The sequence below is a fragment of the Serratia sp. PL7 genome, from assembly GCF_945957435.1.
On sequence record NZ_CAMFLB010000002.1, the window covers coordinates 440,491 to 458,349 of the forward strand.

19 protein-coding genes are annotated in these 17,859 nt (G+C 54.6%); 6 read left to right on the forward strand and 13 right to left on the reverse strand.

The window, feature by feature from the left end; all coding sequences use genetic code 11:
* Positions 1-6: 6 nt before the first annotated feature.
* From holB to yceD, 12 genes are all read right to left on the reverse strand, one after another.
* Positions 7-1,014: a DNA polymerase III subunit delta' gene (gene holB / locus N6G83_RS16580; RefSeq protein ID WP_074031322.1), complete on the reverse strand. Its 1,008-nt coding sequence runs from the start codon at positions 1,012-1,014 to the stop codon at positions 7-9.
* Complete coding sequence (gene tmk, locus N6G83_RS16585) at positions 1,014-1,652, reverse strand: dTMP kinase (RefSeq protein WP_024528548.1); 639 nt, start codon at positions 1,650-1,652, stop codon at positions 1,014-1,016. Before tmk ends, holB begins: the two co-directional genes overlap by 1 nt.
* Complete coding sequence (gene mltG / locus N6G83_RS16590) at positions 1,642-2,667, reverse strand: endolytic transglycosylase MltG (protein ID WP_024528547.1); 1,026 nt, start codon at positions 2,665-2,667, stop codon at positions 1,642-1,644. Before mltG ends, tmk begins: the two co-directional genes overlap by 11 nt.
* A 13-nt stretch (positions 2,668-2,680) precedes the next feature.
* Positions 2,681-3,478: an aminodeoxychorismate lyase gene (gene pabC / locus N6G83_RS16595; RefSeq protein ID WP_024528546.1), complete on the reverse strand. Its 798-nt coding sequence runs from the start codon at positions 3,476-3,478 to the stop codon at positions 2,681-2,683.
* Between the two features lie 124 nt (positions 3,479-3,602).
* Positions 3,603-4,844, reverse strand: coding sequence for a beta-ketoacyl-ACP synthase II (gene fabF, locus N6G83_RS16600; RefSeq protein WP_211136826.1), 1,242 nt, complete (start codon positions 4,842-4,844; stop codon positions 3,603-3,605).
* Between the two features lie 81 nt (positions 4,845-4,925).
* Complete coding sequence (gene acpP, locus N6G83_RS16605) at positions 4,926-5,162, reverse strand: acyl carrier protein (RefSeq protein ID WP_004719003.1); 237 nt, start codon at positions 5,160-5,162, stop codon at positions 4,926-4,928.
* A gap of 154 nt (positions 5,163-5,316) precedes the next feature.
* The gene (gene fabG, locus N6G83_RS16610; protein WP_024528544.1) at positions 5,317-6,051 is read right to left on the reverse strand and encodes a 3-oxoacyl-ACP reductase FabG; all 735 of its coding nucleotides are present in this window, start codon (positions 6,049-6,051) and stop codon (positions 5,317-5,319) included.
* 12 nt (positions 6,052-6,063) lie between these two features.
* Entirely contained in the window at positions 6,064-6,993 is a 930-nt protein-coding gene (gene fabD / locus N6G83_RS16615; protein WP_024528543.1) for an ACP S-malonyltransferase, read from the reverse strand.
* An 18-nt stretch (positions 6,994-7,011) separates the two neighbouring features.
* Positions 7,012-7,965 carry a beta-ketoacyl-ACP synthase III gene (locus tag N6G83_RS16620; RefSeq protein ID WP_024528542.1) on the reverse strand — a complete coding sequence of 318 codons (954 nt, stop codon included), beginning with the start codon at positions 7,963-7,965 and terminating at the stop codon, positions 7,012-7,014.
* 6 nt (positions 7,966-7,971) lie between these two features.
* The gene (gene plsX, locus N6G83_RS16625) at positions 7,972-9,006 is read right to left on the reverse strand and encodes a phosphate acyltransferase PlsX (RefSeq protein WP_024528541.1); all 1,035 of its coding nucleotides are present in this window, start codon (positions 9,004-9,006) and stop codon (positions 7,972-7,974) included.
* A 12-nt stretch (positions 9,007-9,018) separates the two neighbouring features.
* Positions 9,019-9,186 carry a 50S ribosomal protein L32 gene (rpmF, locus tag N6G83_RS16630; RefSeq protein WP_004943042.1) on the reverse strand — a complete coding sequence of 56 codons (168 nt, stop codon included), beginning with the start codon at positions 9,184-9,186 and terminating at the stop codon, positions 9,019-9,021.
* A 16-nt stretch (positions 9,187-9,202) separates the two neighbouring features.
* Positions 9,203-9,724, reverse strand: coding sequence for a 23S rRNA accumulation protein YceD (gene yceD, locus N6G83_RS16635; RefSeq protein ID WP_179248034.1), 522 nt, complete (start codon positions 9,722-9,724; stop codon positions 9,203-9,205).
* Positions 9,725-9,865: 141 nt separating this feature from the next.
* Between yceD and N6G83_RS16640 the strand changes: the two genes are divergently transcribed.
* On the forward strand, positions 9,866-10,447 hold the full coding sequence (locus N6G83_RS16640) for a Maf family protein (RefSeq protein ID WP_024528540.1): 582 nt from the start codon (positions 9,866-9,868) through the stop codon (positions 10,445-10,447).
* Between the two features lie 2 nt (positions 10,448-10,449).
* Here N6G83_RS16640 and rluC read toward each other — a convergent pair whose 3' ends face one another.
* The gene (gene rluC, locus N6G83_RS16645) at positions 10,450-11,418 is read right to left on the reverse strand and encodes a 23S rRNA pseudouridine(955/2504/2580) synthase RluC (RefSeq protein WP_024485939.1); all 969 of its coding nucleotides are present in this window, start codon (positions 11,416-11,418) and stop codon (positions 10,450-10,452) included.
* Positions 11,419-11,971: 553 nt separating this feature from the next.
* Here rluC and rne point away from each other — a divergent pair.
* From rne to bssS, 5 genes are all read left to right on the forward strand, one after another.
* Positions 11,972-15,307 (forward strand): ribonuclease E, encoded by a 3,336-nt coding sequence (gene rne, locus N6G83_RS16650; RefSeq protein WP_211136827.1) that lies wholly within the window; start codon positions 11,972-11,974, stop codon positions 15,305-15,307.
* Between the two features lie 256 nt (positions 15,308-15,563).
* Positions 15,564-16,613, forward strand: a complete 1,050-nt coding sequence (gene pyrC / locus N6G83_RS16655) for a dihydroorotase (RefSeq protein WP_260523999.1) — start codon at positions 15,564-15,566, stop codon at positions 16,611-16,613.
* A 74-nt stretch (positions 16,614-16,687) separates the two neighbouring features.
* Positions 16,688-16,927, forward strand: coding sequence for a DNA damage-inducible protein I (gene dinI / locus N6G83_RS16660; RefSeq protein WP_021178315.1), 240 nt, complete (start codon positions 16,688-16,690; stop codon positions 16,925-16,927).
* Positions 16,928-17,061: 134 nt separating this feature from the next.
* Complete coding sequence (locus N6G83_RS16665; RefSeq protein ID WP_024528537.1) at positions 17,062-17,340, forward strand: hypothetical protein; 279 nt, start codon at positions 17,062-17,064, stop codon at positions 17,338-17,340.
* Between the two features lie 197 nt (positions 17,341-17,537).
* Complete coding sequence (bssS, locus tag N6G83_RS16670) at positions 17,538-17,792, forward strand: biofilm formation regulator BssS (protein ID WP_024485935.1); 255 nt, start codon at positions 17,538-17,540, stop codon at positions 17,790-17,792.
* The last annotated feature ends 67 nt before the right edge of the window (positions 17,793-17,859 follow it).

A 17,859-nucleotide genomic window follows, 5' to 3' on the forward strand; every position in this document is an offset into this window, starting at 1 on the left:
ACTCTTTTACAACGAATGAGGGGATGAGTAACCGGTAGCGCCGAGCATCTGCTCCCAACCTAGTAACTGTTCTGTCAGCAACAGCTCGCGATTAACGCCAACCACGCTGAGTAACTGATGGCGGCAGTTAAGCCACTGCTGCATGATTTTCTGGAGCGAAACGCTGCTCAAACGGCTGGCCAACTGCTGGACCAACGGCAGTTGATCCTGATTCAGAGCATAGCTCGCGGCTCCCTGCTGGTATTTCATCGCATCCATCAGCAACGCGCACAGCCAGTGTAGCCGGTCCGCCACGTCGTCATGGTTCAGTGCCGGCAACAGGGCCAACATATCGCACTGCGGCAGAGCAGCGCTCAAGGCGTTGCACAGTGCGGCCCGCTGTTGCCAGCGATTCGGTTGCAGCAACTGTTCGGCAGCGAGTGGAGCACCGTCATGCAAGCGTAATGCGGTCAGGCGATCGATCGGATTGCCCGCGCCCTGGCGGTTCAGCCATTGCAGGCTAAGCTGCTCATCCGGGCTGGCCAGATGCCAGTAGAAACAGCGGCTACGCAGCGTCGCCAGCAGGCTTGAGGGCTCACGGCAACCTAGCAGGAAGTAGGTATTGGCCGGAGGTTCTTCCAGGGTTTTCAGCAAGGCGTTGGCGGCGGCCTCGGTCAACAGCTCTGCCTGCGACAGCCACACCACCTTGGCTCCCCCTTGCTGAGCATGGGAATAGAGGATCTCAATCACTTGGCGGATCGGTTCGATACCCAGGCTGCTTTTGCCCTTTTCCGGGGCCAGTACGTGGTAGTCTGGGTGGTTGCCTGCCAGCATCAACCGGCAGCTGTGACACTCACCGCAGCTCTTTTCACCATTGCGCTTTTGGCAGATCAGCCAACGGCTAAGGGCATAGAGTAGCTCAGCATCGCCGTTGCCCACCGCCGCATGCAGCAGTAATGCGTGATGGCCACGCCCAGCCGCATACTGCCCCACCAAATGACGATAGGGAGCGTTAAGCCACGGGTACCAGTTCATTACGCCACTTCCTGCTGTTGCAGCCACTGTAAGACCACCTGGCGAATATCGGCGGTGACCTGTTCCAGCGTTTGTGCCGCATCTATGGTAACGATGCTCGCATCCTGCGCCGCCAGTTCAAGATAGCGCGCACGGGTACGTTCAAAGAACGGCAGCGCTTCTTGCTCTATACGATCCAACTCTCCGCGCGCGCGCGCTCTTTGCAGGCCCACCGACGGCGGTAAGTCGAGATACAGGGTCAGGTCGGGCCGGAAGTCACCCAATACCGTATCACGCAGCGAACTCATCAAATGTGGATCGATTCCCCGGCCCCCGCCCTGATAGGCTTGCGCGGAAAGGTCGTGACGATCGCCAACCACCCAGGTTCCCCGCGCCAACGCTGGCTGGATCACGGTTTCCACCAGTTGTACCCGCGCGGCATAAATCATCAGCAGTTCCGCCTTGATGGTTGGCAAATCGCCCTCTGCGCCGCATTTAAACAGCTCGCGCAACTTCTCCGCCAATGGCGTACCGCCCGGTTCACGGGTAAATACAATGTCGTTAATACCCTGCTCGTTAAGCACGCTGACCACGGTATTGCGCGCGGTAGTTTTACCCGCGCCTTCCAACCCTTCAATCACTATAAAGTTACTTTTCATTCTTTTCCTTTTGTACCTGCCGATAGGCACGTACAGCCGCATTATGGCTGGCCAGGTTGGTGGTGAACGTATGGCCACCCTTACCGTCGGCAACAAAGTACAAATAATCGGTTTTAGCCGGATTGGCAGCAGCTTCCAGTGAAGCACGGCTTGGCATGGCGATCGGCGTTGGCGGCAGGCCACTGATCACATAGGTGTTATAGGGCGTTGCCGTCTCCAGATCCTTACGGGTGATGTTACCGGTATAACTGTCGCCCATGCCGTAGATCACCGTAGGATCGGTTTGCAAACGCATACCCAGACGCAGGCGATTGATAAACACTGAAGCGACCTTGGTTCGCTCTTCCGCTACCGCAGTCTCTTTCTCAATGATTGAAGCCATCGTCAGCAACTCTTCCGGCGTTTTGTAGGGCAAGCTGGTGTCTCGCGCATGCCAGACGTCCTGCAATGCCTTATACATCCGCAGCTGCGAACGCTTTAACAATGCTTGATCGGTGGTTCCTGCCGTATAGAGATAGGTATCTGGATACAAACGGCCTTCCAGCACGCCCCCCTCCGGCAGCCCCAGCGCCTTGGCGATTTCCGCCTCGCTTTTACCTGTCAGGGTATGTTTGACATATTTAGACTCTTGCAGCACCTGCAGCCAATCTTTCAGACGCGAACCTTCGATAAAGCGCGCGCTGAACTGGGCCTCTTTGCCGCTCGCCAACAGTTTCAGCATCTGGCGTACCGTCATCCCCGGGGTTAAACGGTAGGTGCCAGCCTTGAATTCGGCCAATTCCGGCTCCAGGCGCAGTAACCACGGGAACCAGCGGCCATTGTGGATCAACTTGTCGCGCACCAGCAGCCCTTCCAGTGCCACACGGCCAGTGCCTACAGGCAGTTTGAAGTAGGTTTCCTGCCCAATCGCCAGCGGAGTATCGGCAAAGCGTTCAATCCGCTGATGCCCCCAATACAGCGAAGCCAACACCAGGAGTAGCAGCAGTACAACAATCTTGAGCTTTTTTCTCTTCATCAATCAGCCATCATTAACAGTGTGGTCGCAAAAAATCATACAGTTGGCGCGAAGGGTAGCGCCATGATTGTGCCCTATTCACCGGCAGCAACGGCATCAGCGCGTTGCATATCAGCACTTCCTCCGCATCGGCCAGCGTCTCTAGCGGTTCACTGACGTAATGCAGTAGATACTCGCTGCCCGCCAGAAGTTCAATCACGCGGCGGCGCATCACACCAGCGACACCCGCCTGATCCAGATTTGGCGTAAAGACGCTTTTTCCTTTGCGCCAGAACAAATTAGCCGCACAGCATTCCACCAGCATACCCGCAGTGTCAAGCACCAGCGCCTCATGGGCATCGGCCTGGTCAAGATGTGCGCGGATCAACACCTGCTCCAGGCGGTTAAGGTGTTTCAAGCCAGCCAGCAGTGGATTACGTGCCAGCGCAACCGGGCTGAGCGCCAGGCTGATCCCTTCTTCACGCCATGACAGGTAATGCGTGGGATAGGTGCTGCGTGAAACGATCCGTGTAGGTGCAGCGCAGCCGTGCGGGCTGTAACCTCGCCCACCACTGCCTCTGGTCAGTATCGCTTTGACCACGCCATGGGGGAGAGAGCTAGCCGCATGGCGCATCTCAAGTTCCAATGCAGCCCAGTCCACAGCAGGCAGTAGCAACCTCTGCGCCGCCTGCTGCATGCGTTCAAGATGCCAGGGGAAGAGATCGATGTTGCCATCCACCACCCTGGAGGTGGTAAAGCAGCCATCGCCAAACTGCAAACCGCGATCGCTGGCTGCCAGGGCGTCATGTTGTTGTCCATTTATCCAGTACATGCGTTTCCTCACTGTGGTTTCACTACGACAGCATATCAGGCACATACTACGATAGACGGCCTGGCACCATAAAAAAAGCCCGGTCAGAGTGCACCGGGCCTTTATCAGCTTGAGTTGGCTAGAACTATACCCGACGGAAAATCAGCGAGCCGTTGGTGCCACCGAAGCCGAAGGAGTTACACAGCGTGAACTCCATATCTTTAGTCTGACGCGCTTCGTGCGGGACGAAGTCCAGATCGCAACCTTCATCTGGGTTGTCCAGATTGATGGTTGGTGGAACTGCCTGATCGCGCAGGGCCAACACGGTAAAGATCGACTCAATCGCCCCAGCGGCACCCAGCAGGTGGCCGGTCATCGATTTGGTGGAGCTGACCATCACCCGCTTGGCATCGCTGCCAAATACGGACTTCACCGCCTGGGTTTCGGCTTTATCACCGGCCGGCGTCGAGGTGCCATGCGCGTTGATATAGCCAATCTGTGACGTTGTCACACCTGCATCACGCAGCGCGTTTTCCATCGCCAAGGCGGCACCAGCACCGTTTTCCGGTGGCGATGTCATGTGGTAGGCATCGCTGCTCATACCAAACCCGACAATTTCGGCGTAAATTTTCGCACCGCGAAGTTTGGCATGTTCGTACTCTTCCAGCACCATCATCCCCGCACCATCGCCCAGCACAAAACCATCACGGTCTTTATCCCAGGGGCGGCTTGCGGCCTGTGGGTTGTCATTACGGGTTGAGAGCGCACGAGCTGCCCCAAAGCCGCCGACACCCAGAGGGGTACTGGCTTTTTCTGCACCACCGGCCAGCATCACATCGGCATCATTATAAGCAATGATACGTGCGGCATGGCCAATGTTATGGACACCTGAGGTACAGGCGGTAGCGATGGAAATACTTGGGCCACGCATGCCATACATAATGGTCAGGTGACCGGCAATCATGTTCACAATGGTCGAAGGCACAAAGAACGGACTGATTTTCCGTGGGCCACCGTTAACCAGTGAGCTATGGTTTTCTTCAATCAACCCCAGGCCGCCGATACCGGAGCCGATAGCGGCACCAATACGATTGGCGTTCGCCTCGTTGATATCCAGCCCCGCATCCTGCATGGCTTGCATGCCGGCGACGATGCCGTATTGAATGAAGGCATCCATCTTGCGCGCATCTTTGCGCGAGATGAAATCTTCACAGTTAAAATTCTTTACCAAGCCAGCAAAGCGCGTTGCATAGGCAGTAGTATCGAAATGGTCGATCAGGCTGATGCCACTCTGACCGGCAAGAAGAGCATTCCATGTGGACTCTACCGTATTGCCGACAGGAGACAACATGCCCAGTCCGGTCACAACTACTCGACGCTTAGACACGTTTGTCCTCCAAGGAGGGAAAATATGACGCTAGGGATAGAAAAAACTTAGGCGGTCGAGTGACCGCCTAGATATGTTCGCTTACTGCTGGCTAGCGTTGATGAAATCAATAGCTGCTTGCACAGTAGTGATTTTCTCAGCTTCTTCGTCTGGAATTTCGGTGTCGAATTCTTCTTCCAGAGCCATTACCAGCTCAACGGTGTCAAGAGAATCAGCGCCCAGGTCTTCAACGAAAGAAGCGTTGTTCAATACTTCTTCCTGCTTAACACCCAGTTGCTCAACAATGATTTTCTTAACGCGTTCTTCGATAGTGCTCATACTCTTAAATTTCCTATCAAAACTCGCTTTCGCGATGGTTTTCGTAGTGTATAAAATGTTGAAAAAGATGCAACTAAATCCCGGCTGGTCAAACCACGATTTTACGCTATTTTGCGGTTTTTACCTCAAATAACGCAAATAGTTTTCGCATTTTTTAAATCATATACATGCCGCCATTGACATGTAACGTTTCACCGGTGATGTAGCTGGCCTCGTCAGAGGCTAAAAATGCAACAGCGCTGGCGATTTCTTTAGCTTCCCCAAGCCGGCTAGCCGGAACCTGAGTCAAAATGCCTGCGCGTTGATCTTCTGTCAACGCCCGTGTCATGTCCGTCTCAATAAAGCCAGGAGCCACGACGTTGACCGTAATGCCACGTGAAGCGATCTCACGTGCCAAAGACTTACTAAAACCAATCAGACCGGCTTTAGCCGCCGCGTAGTTAGCCTGCCCTGCATTCCCCATGGTGCCAACAACGGAACCGATAGAGATGATACGGCCAAACCGCTTTTTCATCATAGCTCGCATTACCGCTTTTGACAGACGGAATACGGAAGTCAGATTAGTGTCCAGGATATCCTGCCACTCATCATCCTTCATTCGCATCAGCAGGTTATCACGCGTAATCCCGGCATTATTCACTAAAATGTCGATTTCGCCAAATTCTGCGCGAATCGAGGTCAAAACGTTGTCGATAGATTGAGCATCAACCACGTTCAGCATATAGCCTTTGCCGTTCTCACCCAGATAGCTGCTGATGGCTTCAGCACCGCTCTCGCTGGTAGCAGTGCCGATAACCTTGGCGCCACGTGCAACAAACAACTCTGCAATAGCCCGGCCAATACCGCGGCTTGCGCCGGTGACCAGGACAATTTTCCCTTCGAAGCTCATGGTTATCCTCTTTTACTGTTCCAACGCCGCAGACAGGCTGGCAGTATCGTTAACCGCTGCCGCCGTCAAAGTGTCGACAATGCGTTTGGTCAGGCCGGTCAGCACTTTGCCTGGGCCCACTTCCAACAGCAGAGTCACACCCTCTGCCGCCATAAATTCTACGCTTTCCGTCCAGCGCACCGGGCTGTACAGTTGGCGAACCAACGCACTGCGGATGGCTTCTGGCGCGGTTTCTGCGCGTACATCAACGTTATTGACTACCGGTACTAACGGCGCATTGAAGGTGATGTCTTGCAGCGCTACAGCCAGCTTATCGGCAGCCGGCTTCATCAGTGCGCAGTGCGAAGGCACGCTCACCGGCAACGGCAGTGCACGTTTGGCTCCCGCCGCCTTGCAAGCTGCACCTGCACGCTCAACCGCTTCTTTGTTGCCCGCGATAACGACCTGCCCCGGAGAGTTGAAGTTCACCGGTGAAACTACCTGGCCTTGAGCTGACTCCTCACAGGCTTTGGCAATCGAGTCATTATCCAGACCGATGATGGCGTACATGGCACCGGTACCTTCCGGTACCGCTTCCTGCATCAGTTTGCCACGCAGCTCTACCAAACGGATAGCCGCAGCAAAATCCAGCACACCGGCACACACCAGCGCCGAGTATTCACCCAGGCTGTGGCCGGCCATCATCACAGGCATGTTACCGCCCTGCTGTTGCCAGACACGGAAGATGGCAACGGAGGCCGCCAACAACGCTGGCTGTGTCTGCCAGGTTTTATTCAGCTCTTCTGCCGGGCCGGTCTGTACCAACTGCCACAGATCGTAACCCAAAGCCGCAGAAGCGTCGCTAAAAGTTTGTTCCACAATGGGAAACTGTGCGGCCAAATCGGCCAACATGCCAACGGTTTGTGACCCCTGGCCTGGAAAAACAAAAGCAGTTTGCGTCATTTTTTTATTCCTGTTGAATCAAAAACGAACCAGCGCCGAGCCCCAGGTAAAGCCACCGCCGAATGCTTCTAGCAACACCAGCTGACCACGCTGGATGCGCCCGTCGCGTACGGCTTCGTCGAGCGCCGCAGGTACCGAGGCGGCAGAGGTGTTACCGTGACGATCGAGCGTCACCACCACTTTATCCATCCCCATACCCAGTTTTTTTGCCGTTGCGCTGATGATGCGCAGGTTGGCCTGATGCGGAACCAGCCAATCCAGTTCGCTGCGGTCAAGATCGTTGGCCTTCAGCGTTTCATCAACGATATGTGCCAGTTCGGTGACTGCCACTTTAAAGACTTCGTTACCCGCCATGGTGACATAAGCAGGTTGATCCGGGTTCTGACGATCTTTATTCGGCAGCGCCAGCAGATTGCCGTAGCGACCATCGGCATGCAGATGGGTAGAGATAATGCCCGGCTCCTCAGACGCTCCCAGCACTACCGCGCCCGCACCATCACCAAACAGGATGATGGTGCCGCGATCCTCTGGATCGAGCGTGCGTGACAACACATCGGAGCCGATCACCAGCGCATGTTTTACCGCGCCGTTCTTCACGTACTGATCGGCAACGCTCAAGGCATAGGTAAAGCCAGCACAGGCCGCCGCGATATCAAACGCCGCGCAGTCCTGAATACCCAGCATCTGCTGCACCTGGCAGGCAGAACTTGGGAACGCATGGCTCGAGGTGGTGGTCGCCACCACGATCAGGCCGATATCTTCTTTAGCCACACCCGCCATTTCCAGCGCGTGAGACGCAGCATGGAAGCTCATGGTTGCCACGGTTTCATCCGGGGCAGCGATACGACGTTCACGAATACCGGTGCGAGTCACGATCCACTCGTCAGACGTATCCACCATTTTTTCTAAGTCAGCGTTGGTGCGCACTTGTGCGGGTAAGTAACTCCCCGTACCGAGAATCTTTGTATACATGAACGATCAGTCACTCTTGGGTAATACAGCTTCAAGGCGCGCAGCAATCCGGTCCGGAACTTGCCGCTGCACCGCCTGTACAGCCTGTTCGATTGCCACCGCAAACGCGTTTTGGTTCGCGGCGCCGTGGCTCTTGATCACGGTCCCCCGCAATCCTAACAGACATGCACCATTATACTGGTCGGGGTTCAGATGACCAAAACGCCTTGCCACCCTTTTTTGTAACCAACGACCCAACAATTTTAACCACCACGCCTGCTTCCCCCCTTCGGAGGATGACTTGAGTAGCGACAAGAACAGTCTTATCACACCTTCCATGGTTTTCAGAGTGACGTTGCCGACGAAGCCGTCGCAGACCATCACATCGGTTTTGCCAGTGAGCAGGTCGTTGCCTTCCAGATAACCAATATAGTTGATTGCCTGAGTTTTTTTAAGTACGGCGGAGGCTTCGCGGATATTATCCAGCCCTTTGGTTTCTTCTTCGCCGATATTGAGCAGTGCCACACGTGGCTGCGCGATACCCAATACCTCTTCCGCCATCACGGCACCCATGACCGCGAACTGCACCAGCATCGTGCTGTCGCACTCTACGTTGGCTCCCAGATCCAACACCACGGTTTTACCGCGCTGCTGGTTAGGTATCACGGTCATCAACGCCGGGCGTTCAATGCCGTCCAACGGTTTGATCAGCAGCTTGGCCAGCCCCATCAACGCCCCGGTATTCCCTGCACTGACACAAGCCTGCGCCTCACCGCTTTTAATCAACTCCAGCGCAATACGCATAGAGGTACCTCGGCTGGCCCGGATCGCTTGTGAAGGCTTGGCGTCACCGGCAATAACCGATTCGGCAGGTACGACTTGCAAGCGTTCCAGGACAGACGGATCGGCTTTGGCAAGTAACGGGGAGATGACGTCGGGATCGCCGACTAACAGGAGATGAAGCTGTAAATTAGAGGCCAGTGCCTGCAATGAAGCAGGCACTGTGACGCAGGGACCGAAATCCCCGCCCATTGCATCTAACGCCAGGGTTAGACGAGTCAAAGTATCGCTGACTTAGCCGATAACCTTGCGACCGCGGTAGAAACCGTCGGCAGTGATGTGGTGACGACGATGAGTTTCACCGGAAGTCGCATCTACAGACAAGGTGGTGGTGGTCAGGGCATCGTGTGAACGACGCATGCCACGTTTGGAACGGGTTGGTTTATTTTGTTGTACGGCCATGGACCTTACTCCTCGATTACTTACGCTTTAAACTGGCTAATACGGCAAATGGATTTGGTTTCTCCGCCTCAGGAGGCAGTTTGCCAAACACCATGTCCGCTTCGGACACTTCACAGTGTTCAGATTCATGTACCGGAACGACAGGCAGTGAAAGAATAATTTCATCTTCAATCATTGCCAACAGATCGACTTCGCCAAACTCGTCAACTTCGATCGGTTCGTACGCTTCCGGTAATGCCTCAGCCTGCTCATCATTGACGACCGGGCTAAAACAATATGTTGTGTGGACCTGATGTGCAAACGGGACACCACAGCGTTGACACATCAGCGTTACCGCGACGTCCGCATGCCCTGTTATCACCGCGAGGCGCTGGTTATCAATATCAAACGACAACTGCACTTCGACATCACTGTCCACACTGACCACGGAGTCGGCAACACGTGTAACCAGCTCAGGCGCATAGGAACCAATATAGTCCAGGCGTTTCTGAGCGGTACGTACCGCATCAATGGTCAAGGGTAATTTTACCTTTTGCATAGGGCGCGCATATTAACTTTGTAACGTCATAGAGTCAAAGAAAAAGGCCCTAAAACGGCACCTTTCACCAATATTCGCTTCCAGAGCGGCCGACAGTTTAAGATGACCGACATATTTACGCTACGGTTTGTGGAAAAAATTATGCAAAGACTCTTACTCGCTTCAACGTCAATCTACCGCCAGCAGCTGTTGGAGAAGCTGCACCTGCCCTTTATTTGTGCAGCACCGCAAACCGATGAAACACCGCTGCCCGGGGAAAGTGCCGAGGCTTTGGTACTGCGCCTGGCGGCGGCCAAGGCTCAGGCGCTGGCTATAGCCTACCCTGATTATCTGATTATCGGTTCCGATCAGGTCTGCGTGATCGCCGGGGAAATCACCGGTAAGCCCCATAGCGAAGAGAACGCCCGCCAGCAGTTACGCAAGGCCAGCGGCAAGCAGGTGACCTTCTATACCGGTTTGGCGCTCTATAATAGCCGTAGCCAACGCCTACAGGTGATGTGTGAGCCTTTCCACGTTCATTTCCGTACGTTGAGCGAAGTGGAGATCGAAACCTACGTGCGCCTCGAGCAGCCGCTCTTTTGTGCTGGCAGCTTCAAGAGTGAAGGTTTGGGGATTGCGCTATTTGAAAAGCTGGAGGGCCGCGACCCGAATGCGCTGATTGGCCTGCCGCTGATCGCATTGCTGGAGATGTTGCGGGCTGAAGGGATCAACCCGCTGGTATAAGCTTATTTCTTGGCAGCGGCGGTTCTTTGCCGCAATACCTGCAGGCAATGACGTAGTTCGTCATCCATCGGCGCTTCGATGCGCATCGTTTCGCCGGTGGCAGGATGTTCAAAGCGCAGCGCCGCCGCATGCAGGAACAGGCGCTTCAGGCCGGTGCCCGCCAATTGGCGATCGAACTCCCGGTCACCATAACGGTCGTCAAAGGCGATCGGATGCCCGGCATGCAAGGTATGCACGCGAATCTGGTGGGTACGCCCGGTGATCGGGCTGGCCTTCACCAACGTGGCATGTTCAAAGCGCTCTTCGATCTTGAAGCGGGTCTCCGAAGGTTTGCCTTCGCTGTTGACGCGGACAATGCGCTCACCGCTCTGCAAAATATTCTTCAGCAACGGTGCCTGCACCGCTTTGCAGTGCGACTGCCACTCGCCGCGCACCAACGCCATATAATCCTTCTGCATCCCCTTGAGGCGCAACTGCTCGTGCAGCGAACGCAGCGCCGAACGCTTCTTGGCCACCATCAACACGCCGGAGGTATCGCGATCCAAGCGGTGCACCAGCTCCAGAAAACGTGCTTCCGGGCGTAATGCACGCAATCCTTCGATCACCCCAAAACTCAGGCCGCTACCGCCGTGCACCGCCGTTCCCGAAGGTTTGTTCAGCAGTAGCAGGTGATCGTCCTCATAAAGGATACAATCCGCCAGGGCTGCAACTTTATCCAGCTTGGCGGAAACCGGTGCATCTTCACGCTCGGCGACCCGAACCGGAGGAATGCGCACCACGTCGCCCGCTGCCAGTTTATATTCAGCCTTGATGCGGCCTTTATTGACCCGCACCTCGCCCTTGCGCACGATGCGATAAATCATGCTCTTCGGCACGCCTTTCAGGCGGGCAAGCAAGAAATTGTCGATTCTCTGACCGGCTTCGTCGTCAGAAATCGTCACTAATTGTACTGCGGGAATGTTCGTTTTCATGGGGCGGGATTCTAAATAGAGCGCGTCAATAGCGCCACCTCTTTTTATGTGCTTAACTGTCTCTCAGACTGTGAAAGAAACGCCAGCGAACAATAAGGCAGCAAGCCAGGTTGATCGTTTGCGGTTTCGATCATAGTTAAGGAAAAGTCACCTTGCTATAAAGGTGCTTGCAATGGAATAATGCTGTAACTTTCCGTGCCGATCCCCTTGAAACGAGGAGAATTGCGGAATTATACAGTTTGTCTGGTTGCACAAAAACGCAGCAATGGCGTAAGACGTAATGTGAAATCAAACAATTAGCGGGCTGCGGGTTGCAGCTTGGCCGGCAAATGGAATCAGATCTGTCATCATAAATCAGAGGCTATTCCCTGAGTCAAAAGCGCTGTGTTTCACAAAGAAATACAGGCTTACCGAGATAATGCGCCCCTATGCAGGCGACAACCGTGAGGTTGACGGCTTTGCGAGAAGACACGGGGTTTTCGGTTTTAACCTGGCCATGAGGTTATTTTGCCCGCAGCTTTATCGATAATGTAAAAAAAACGAGTAAGTTAAGATGAAAAGAATGTTGATTAACGCAACTCAGCAGGAAGAGTTGCGTGTTGCCCTTGTAGATGGACAGCGGCTGTACGATCTGGATATTGAAAGCCCTGGCCATGAGCAGAAAAAAGCGAATATTTACAAAGGTAAAATCACTCGTATTGAACCTAGTCTAGAGGCCGCGTTCGTTGATTACGGCGCTGAAAGACATGGTTTCCTCCCGCTAAAAGAAATCGCTCGCGAATACTTCCCAAGCAATTACTCTTCCCATGGTCGCCCAAACATCAAAGATGTGCTGCGTGAAGGCCAGGAAGTCATCGTTCAGGTTGATAAAGAAGAACGGGGTAATAAAGGCGCTGCCTTGACCACCTTCATCAGCCTGGCCGGTAGCTATCTGGTTCTGATGCCGAACAATCCGCGTGCCGGTGGTATTTCTCGCCGCATCGAAGGTGACGACCGTACCGAACTGAAAGAAGCGCTCTCCTCGCTGCAATTGCCAGACGGCATGGGATTGATTGTCCGCACCGCTGGCGTAGGCAAATCTGCCGACGCTCTGCAATGGGATCTGTCATTCCGCCTCAAGCACTGGGAAGCGATTAAAAAAGCCGCCGAAGGCCGCCCTGCTCCATTCCTGATCCACCAGGAAAGCAACGTTATCGTGCGAGCATTCCGCGACTACCTGCGCCCGGACATCGGCGAAATCCTGATCGACAACCCGAAGGTACTCGATCTGGCCAAAGAGCACATCGCTGCCTTGGGCCGCCCGGATTTCAGCAGCAAGATCAAATTGTACAGTGGCGAAATCCCGCTGTTCAGCCATTACCAGATCGAATCGCAGATCGAATCCGCGTTCCAACGTGAAGTGCGTCTGCCTTCCGGTGGTTCCATCGTGATCGACACCACCGAAGCCTTGACCGCTATCGACATCAACTCCGCGCGTGCAACCCGCGGTGGCGACATCGAAGAAACCGCATTCAATACCAACCTGGAAGCCGCAGATGAAATTGCTCGCCAATTACGCCTGCGCGACCTGGGTGGCCTGATCGTTATCGACTTTATCGATATGACCCCGGTTCGTCACCAGCGTGAAGTGGAAAACCGTCTGCGCGATGCCGTCCGCCAGGATCGTGCCCGCATTCAGATTGGCCGTATCTCGCGCTTTGGCCTGCTGGAAATGTCCCGTCAGCGCCTCAGCCCGTCACTGGGTGAGTCCAGCCACCACGTGTGCCCGCGCTGTACCGGTACCGGCACCATCCGTGATAACGAATCGCTGGCGCTGTCTATTCTGCGCCTGATCGAAGAAGAAGCGCTGAAAGAGAACACCAAAGAAGTTCACGCCATCGTACCGGTTCAGGTTGCTTCCTACCTGCTGAACGAAAAACGTGATTCTGTCAGCGCGATCGAGAAGCGCCAGGGTGGCGTGAAAGCGATCATCGTGCCAAACGATCAGATGCAAACTCCGCATTACTCCGTGCTGCGCGTACGCAAGGGTGAAGAAACACCGACCCTGAGCTACCTGCTGCCGAAGCTGCATGAAGAAGAAATGGCCCAGCCGCAGGATGATGCGCCAGTCGAGCGCAAACGCGAGCAACCGGCTCTGGCTTCCTTCTCCCTGTCACAGGATGCTCCACCGCAGGAAGAAGAGCCTGTGGTTAGCAAGCCTGCCGTTGCCGCCAAACCGGCAGTTGCATCAACCCCCACTGCTGAGGCCAAACCTGGCCTGTTGAGCCGTCTGTTCGGTGGCTTGAAGTCACTGTTCGCCGGTGAAGAAACGCCGGTGGTTGAAGCTAAACCGGTCGTAGCTGAGAAAACGGAAGACAGCGACAACCGTCGTCAGGATCGTCGTGGTCAACGCCGCCAAGGCTCTGGCCGTAAAGGTGAACGTGGCGAGCGTAAAGAACGTGGCGAAGGGCGTGACAACCGTGAACGTAGTGATCGTGAACCACGCGAAAATCGCGAACCGCGCGAACCGCGTGAAAGCCGTGACGATCAGCGCCGCAACAACCGCCGTAACGCACAACAACAGACTGCACCAGCGGCTGCCAACACCGAAGTGCAGACTGAAGAAGCGGCCAAGGCACAGCGCGAAGATCAGCAACAGCGCCGTGAACAACGAGCCGAGCGTCAACGCCGTCGTCAGGAAGAAAAACGCCAGGCTCCACAAGACGTCAAAGTGCCGGAAACTGCGGAAGTCGTTGTTGCCAGCAATAGCAATGACGAAGATGAAGACCGTCATCAGCAGCCAACGCAACGTCGTCAACGCCGTCCACTCGCGCAGAAAGTTCGCGTCCTGTCGGCGGAAGAAGAACTGCATCGCGCCGCTGAAGAGCTGTTAGCGCCTAAGGCACCGGTTGCCAAGGTTGAAGAACGCCAGGCTCCGGTATTGGCTGAGAGCGTTAAACTGTTGCCACAGGCCATTGCGGCCCAGGCTGAAGATGACACGCAAGCTGACAACCGTGGTAACGGTGAAAACGGCATGCCACGTCGCTCTCGTCGTTCTCCACGCCATCTGCGCGTCAGTGGTCAGCGTCGTCGTCGCTATCGTGACGAGCGTTATCCGAACCAGTCGCCAATGCCGTTGGCCGGGGCGTTTGCCTCACCAGAGATGGCTTCAGGCAAGGTTTGGGTCAGCTATCCTGTGGCACAAGCAGCCGTCTACGTTGAACACGAAGAAGCTCAAGCGCCAGTGGCAATTGAAACCGTAGCCGTGGCTGCTGCACCGGTGGCTGTTGAAGCCGCTCCTGTTCAGCCTGTGGTCAACGAAGCGCCAAGCGTAGTTGACACCGCTTCGGTAGTGGCTGAATCGGTGGCAACACCAGTAGTTGAAGCCCCGGTAGAAACTGCACCTGTTGAAACCGAAGCCGACGCTGTCGTCGCTGCCGAATCAGCCGCTGTTGTGGTAGATGAAACCGTTGTCAGTGAAACAACTGAAGATGAGACGGTTACAGATGCTGCAGTACAAGCTGAGCCGGTTATCACTGAATCCTTGGTGCAAGAGCCTGTAGTTGAAGAAGCGGTAGTTGAAGAAGTTGTAGTGGAAGCCGTTGTGGCTGCCCCTGCAGAAACTGCTGTAGCCGCAGAGCCGGAAGTCGTGTCAGCACAGCCAGAGGCTGCTCCAGCTCCTGTGCAGGCGGCCCCAGTGGTTGCACAACCGCAACCGGCGCTCTACAAGCATATCGCTACCGCCCCGATGACCAAAGCGCCTGCGCCGGATTATCAGCCGGAAGCCACCAAGACCAGCGAGTGGCAGCGCCCTTCCTTCAACTTTGACGGAAAAGGTTCTGCTGGCGGCCATGCAGCGGCTAATCAGGCCACTGCTCCAGCGACCAAACCGCAGCCAGTTAACGACTAAGTTAATCCCTGCCCTACAAAACCCGCCTAAATGGCGGGTTTTTTTCACCCCTTTCCAGAAGATGCCCCCTCCCTAGATCTGGCCTGAGATAATCAGTGCTTCCCGGTTACCCAAGCTCTCGCAGCCAACTGATTTCAATTTGCCATTAACTAACAGATGCATCCGGAACGTTTTCCGCTTATCCTTTCACCCCGGCGTGAATAACCCAAAATTATTCGCTTTTACTAAGATTTTTTGACCGCCGGAGCTCTGCACCATGACCGCACAACCCCAAGCCCTGAAAATCCGCCGCCCTGACGACTGGCATATCCATTTGCGTGACGACAACATGCTGAAAACGGTTCTGCCCTATACCAGTCAGGTGTTTGGCCGGGCGATTGTGATGCCGAACCTGGCCCCACCGATCACCACCGTTGCCGCAGCACGTAGCTATCGTGAACGCATTCTGGCAGCCCTCCCGCCGGAACATAACTTCACGCCATTGATGACCTGCTACTTGACGGATTCACTGGCTGCTGTGGAGCTAGTCAACGGGTTTGAGCAAGGGGTGTTCACCGCCGCCAAACTCTATCCAGCCAATGCCACTACCAACTCCAGCCACGGCGTGAGCGATGTGACCGGAATTTATCCCCTGCTTGAGCAGATGCAGAAGATCGGTATGCCGCTGCTGATCCATGGAGAAGTCACCGATGCCAGCGTGGATATCTTCGATCGCGAGGCTCGCTTTATCGAACAGGTGATGGAGCCGGTGCGCCGCCAGTTCCCGGAATTAAAAATCGTATTCGAGCATATCACCACCCGGGAAGCCGCTCAGTACGTGCAGGAAGGCAATCGTTTCCTTGGTGCCACCATTACGCCACAGCACCTGATGTTTAACCGCAACCACATGCTGGTCGGTGGGATCCGTCCACACCTGTTCTGCCTGCCGATCCTCAAACGTAACATCCATCAGGAAGCGTTACGCAGCGCCGTTGCCAGCGGTTGTGACCGCTTCTTCCTAGGCACCGACTCGGCACCTCATGCCAAACACCGTAAAGAGACCAGCTGTGGCTGTGCAGGGGTATTTAACGCCCCTAACGCGATGCCCGCCTACGCCACCGTGTTTGAGCAATTAGACGCGCTTGAGCATCTGGAAGCCTTCAGCTCGCTGAATGGCCCACGCTTCTACGGCTTGCCGGTGAACCAGGACTTTATCACGCTGCAACGCCTACCGGTGGCCCAGCCAGAGGAGATAACTCTGGGTAATGAAGCCGTGGTGCCCTTCCTGGCGGGTGAGACCATCAACTGGTCAGTGACCGACTGCTAAATATTTTATTTCTGCTCTTGCCTCCGGTGTTATTTGACTGTATAAATATCCAGTATACAGTTCCGGGGGCAATTATGCGTGTTGAAGTCACTATAGATAAAACCAAACCACTGCCGCCGGGGGCTATCGAAGCCCTGACCGGCGAATTCAGTAAACGGGTCAATCGCCAGTTTCCTGACACTACCGTCCAGATCCGTTATGCCGGTGCCAATGGCCTTTCCGTAATGGGCGGTGCCAAAACAGATAAAGACCTGATCGAGGAGATACTCCAGGAAACCTGGGAAAGTGCCGACGATTGGTTCAGTGCAGAATAATTCTGCAATGTCGTTGTTGCCGGGGGTCGCTCTCCGGCTTTTTTGTTTCCGCCGTATTGCCCTTTCCCCTGGAACAAACAGCACTTGTGGTCTGTAATGATTAGACGACTTATGGTGCAACAAAGGTGTAAACAATGGTTCCGGATAAAGACAAACCCGAAGAAGCGATGACCTTTGGCGAGTTGCTGGCCCTGATCGCCGATCAAAAACGGCGGCTGAACGTACTCGAGGTCGCTTTCTCTTATTTGTCTTTTGGCTTGAATGACAAAACCAATCAGTTGCTGATCCACAGCCTGAAACTGGAAGCACAAAATCAGAACCGCGATCCTGAGATGCAAAAGCATTTCGCTCATCTGGCAGCCGAATTGGAAAGCCATGCGCACGTGCAACTTCCTCCCGCATCCGAAGAGTAATATTTGAACGGGCGCAGCATTCAGCGCCCCTACCATTTGCCGATTAATTGCGCAAAAAATATTTATTTGCAATAAACCGCAGGAAAACACCCCACGTCAGATCCCGGATGCGTATACTGTAAAAGCTCACCATGAAGATGAGACGCATTGATCCTCGTTAGTAACTCCAGCTAGTCACTACTTGATAAGGGGTCTTTATGGACAGAAATGATGAAGTAATACAGACACATCCGCTTGTTGGCTGGGATATCAGTACCGTCGATGTTTATGATGCCATGATGATTCGCCTTCATTACCTGTCTTCACTAGACCAAACAGCCGAAGAAGCGCAAGTGGATCGGACTCTTTGGCTAACCACAGACGTTGCCCGCCAATTGATCAATATTTTAGAAGCTGGCATCGCCAAGATAGAATCTACGGATTATTTAGACCTTGATCGAAGAAAACATTAACCCATTCACCCTCAACCGCTAAGGCGTCGGCAATTAACCGGCGCCTTTTCTTTTGTATCGGCTCGCA

Coding starts and splice junctions, on each gene's coding strand:
- holB (WP_074031322.1), bottom strand. CDS start 1,014: ATGAACTGGTACCCGTGGCTTAACGCTCCCTATCGTCATTTGGTGGGG.
- tmk (WP_024528548.1), bottom strand. CDS start 1,652: ATGAAAAGTAACTTTATAGTGATTGAAGGGTTGGAAGGCGCGGGTAAA.
- mltG (WP_024528547.1), bottom strand. CDS start 2,667: ATGAAGAGAAAAAAGCTCAAGATTGTTGTACTGCTGCTACTCCTGGTG.
- pabC (WP_024528546.1), bottom strand. CDS start 3,478: ATGTACTGGATAAATGGACAACAACATGACGCCCTGGCAGCCAGCGAT.
- acpP (WP_004719003.1), bottom strand. CDS start 5,162: ATGAGCACTATCGAAGAACGCGTTAAGAAAATCATTGTTGAGCAACTG.
- fabG (WP_024528544.1), bottom strand. CDS start 6,051: ATGAGCTTCGAAGGGAAAATTGTCCTGGTCACCGGCGCAAGCCGCGGT.
- fabD (WP_024528543.1), bottom strand. CDS start 6,993: ATGACGCAAACTGCTTTTGTTTTTCCAGGCCAGGGGTCACAAACCGTT.
- N6G83_RS16620 (WP_024528542.1), bottom strand. CDS start 7,965: ATGTATACAAAGATTCTCGGTACGGGGAGTTACTTACCCGCACAAGTG.
- rpmF (WP_004943042.1), bottom strand. CDS start 9,186: ATGGCCGTACAACAAAATAAACCAACCCGTTCCAAACGTGGCATGCGT.
- yceD (WP_179248034.1), bottom strand. CDS start 9,724: ATGCAAAAGGTAAAATTACCCTTGACCATTGATGCGGTACGTACCGCT.
- N6G83_RS16640 (WP_024528540.1), top strand. CDS start 9,866: ATGCAAAGACTCTTACTCGCTTCAACGTCAATCTACCGCCAGCAGCTG.
- rluC (WP_024485939.1), bottom strand. CDS start 11,418: ATGAAAACGAACATTCCCGCAGTACAATTAGTGACGATTTCTGACGAC.
- rne (WP_211136827.1), top strand. CDS start 11,972: ATGAAAAGAATGTTGATTAACGCAACTCAGCAGGAAGAGTTGCGTGTT.
- pyrC (WP_260523999.1), top strand. CDS start 15,564: ATGACCGCACAACCCCAAGCCCTGAAAATCCGCCGCCCTGACGACTGG.
- dinI (WP_021178315.1), top strand. CDS start 16,688: ATGCGTGTTGAAGTCACTATAGATAAAACCAAACCACTGCCGCCGGGG.
- N6G83_RS16665 (WP_024528537.1), top strand. CDS start 17,062: ATGGTTCCGGATAAAGACAAACCCGAAGAAGCGATGACCTTTGGCGAG.
- bssS (WP_024485935.1), top strand. CDS start 17,538: ATGGACAGAAATGATGAAGTAATACAGACACATCCGCTTGTTGGCTGG.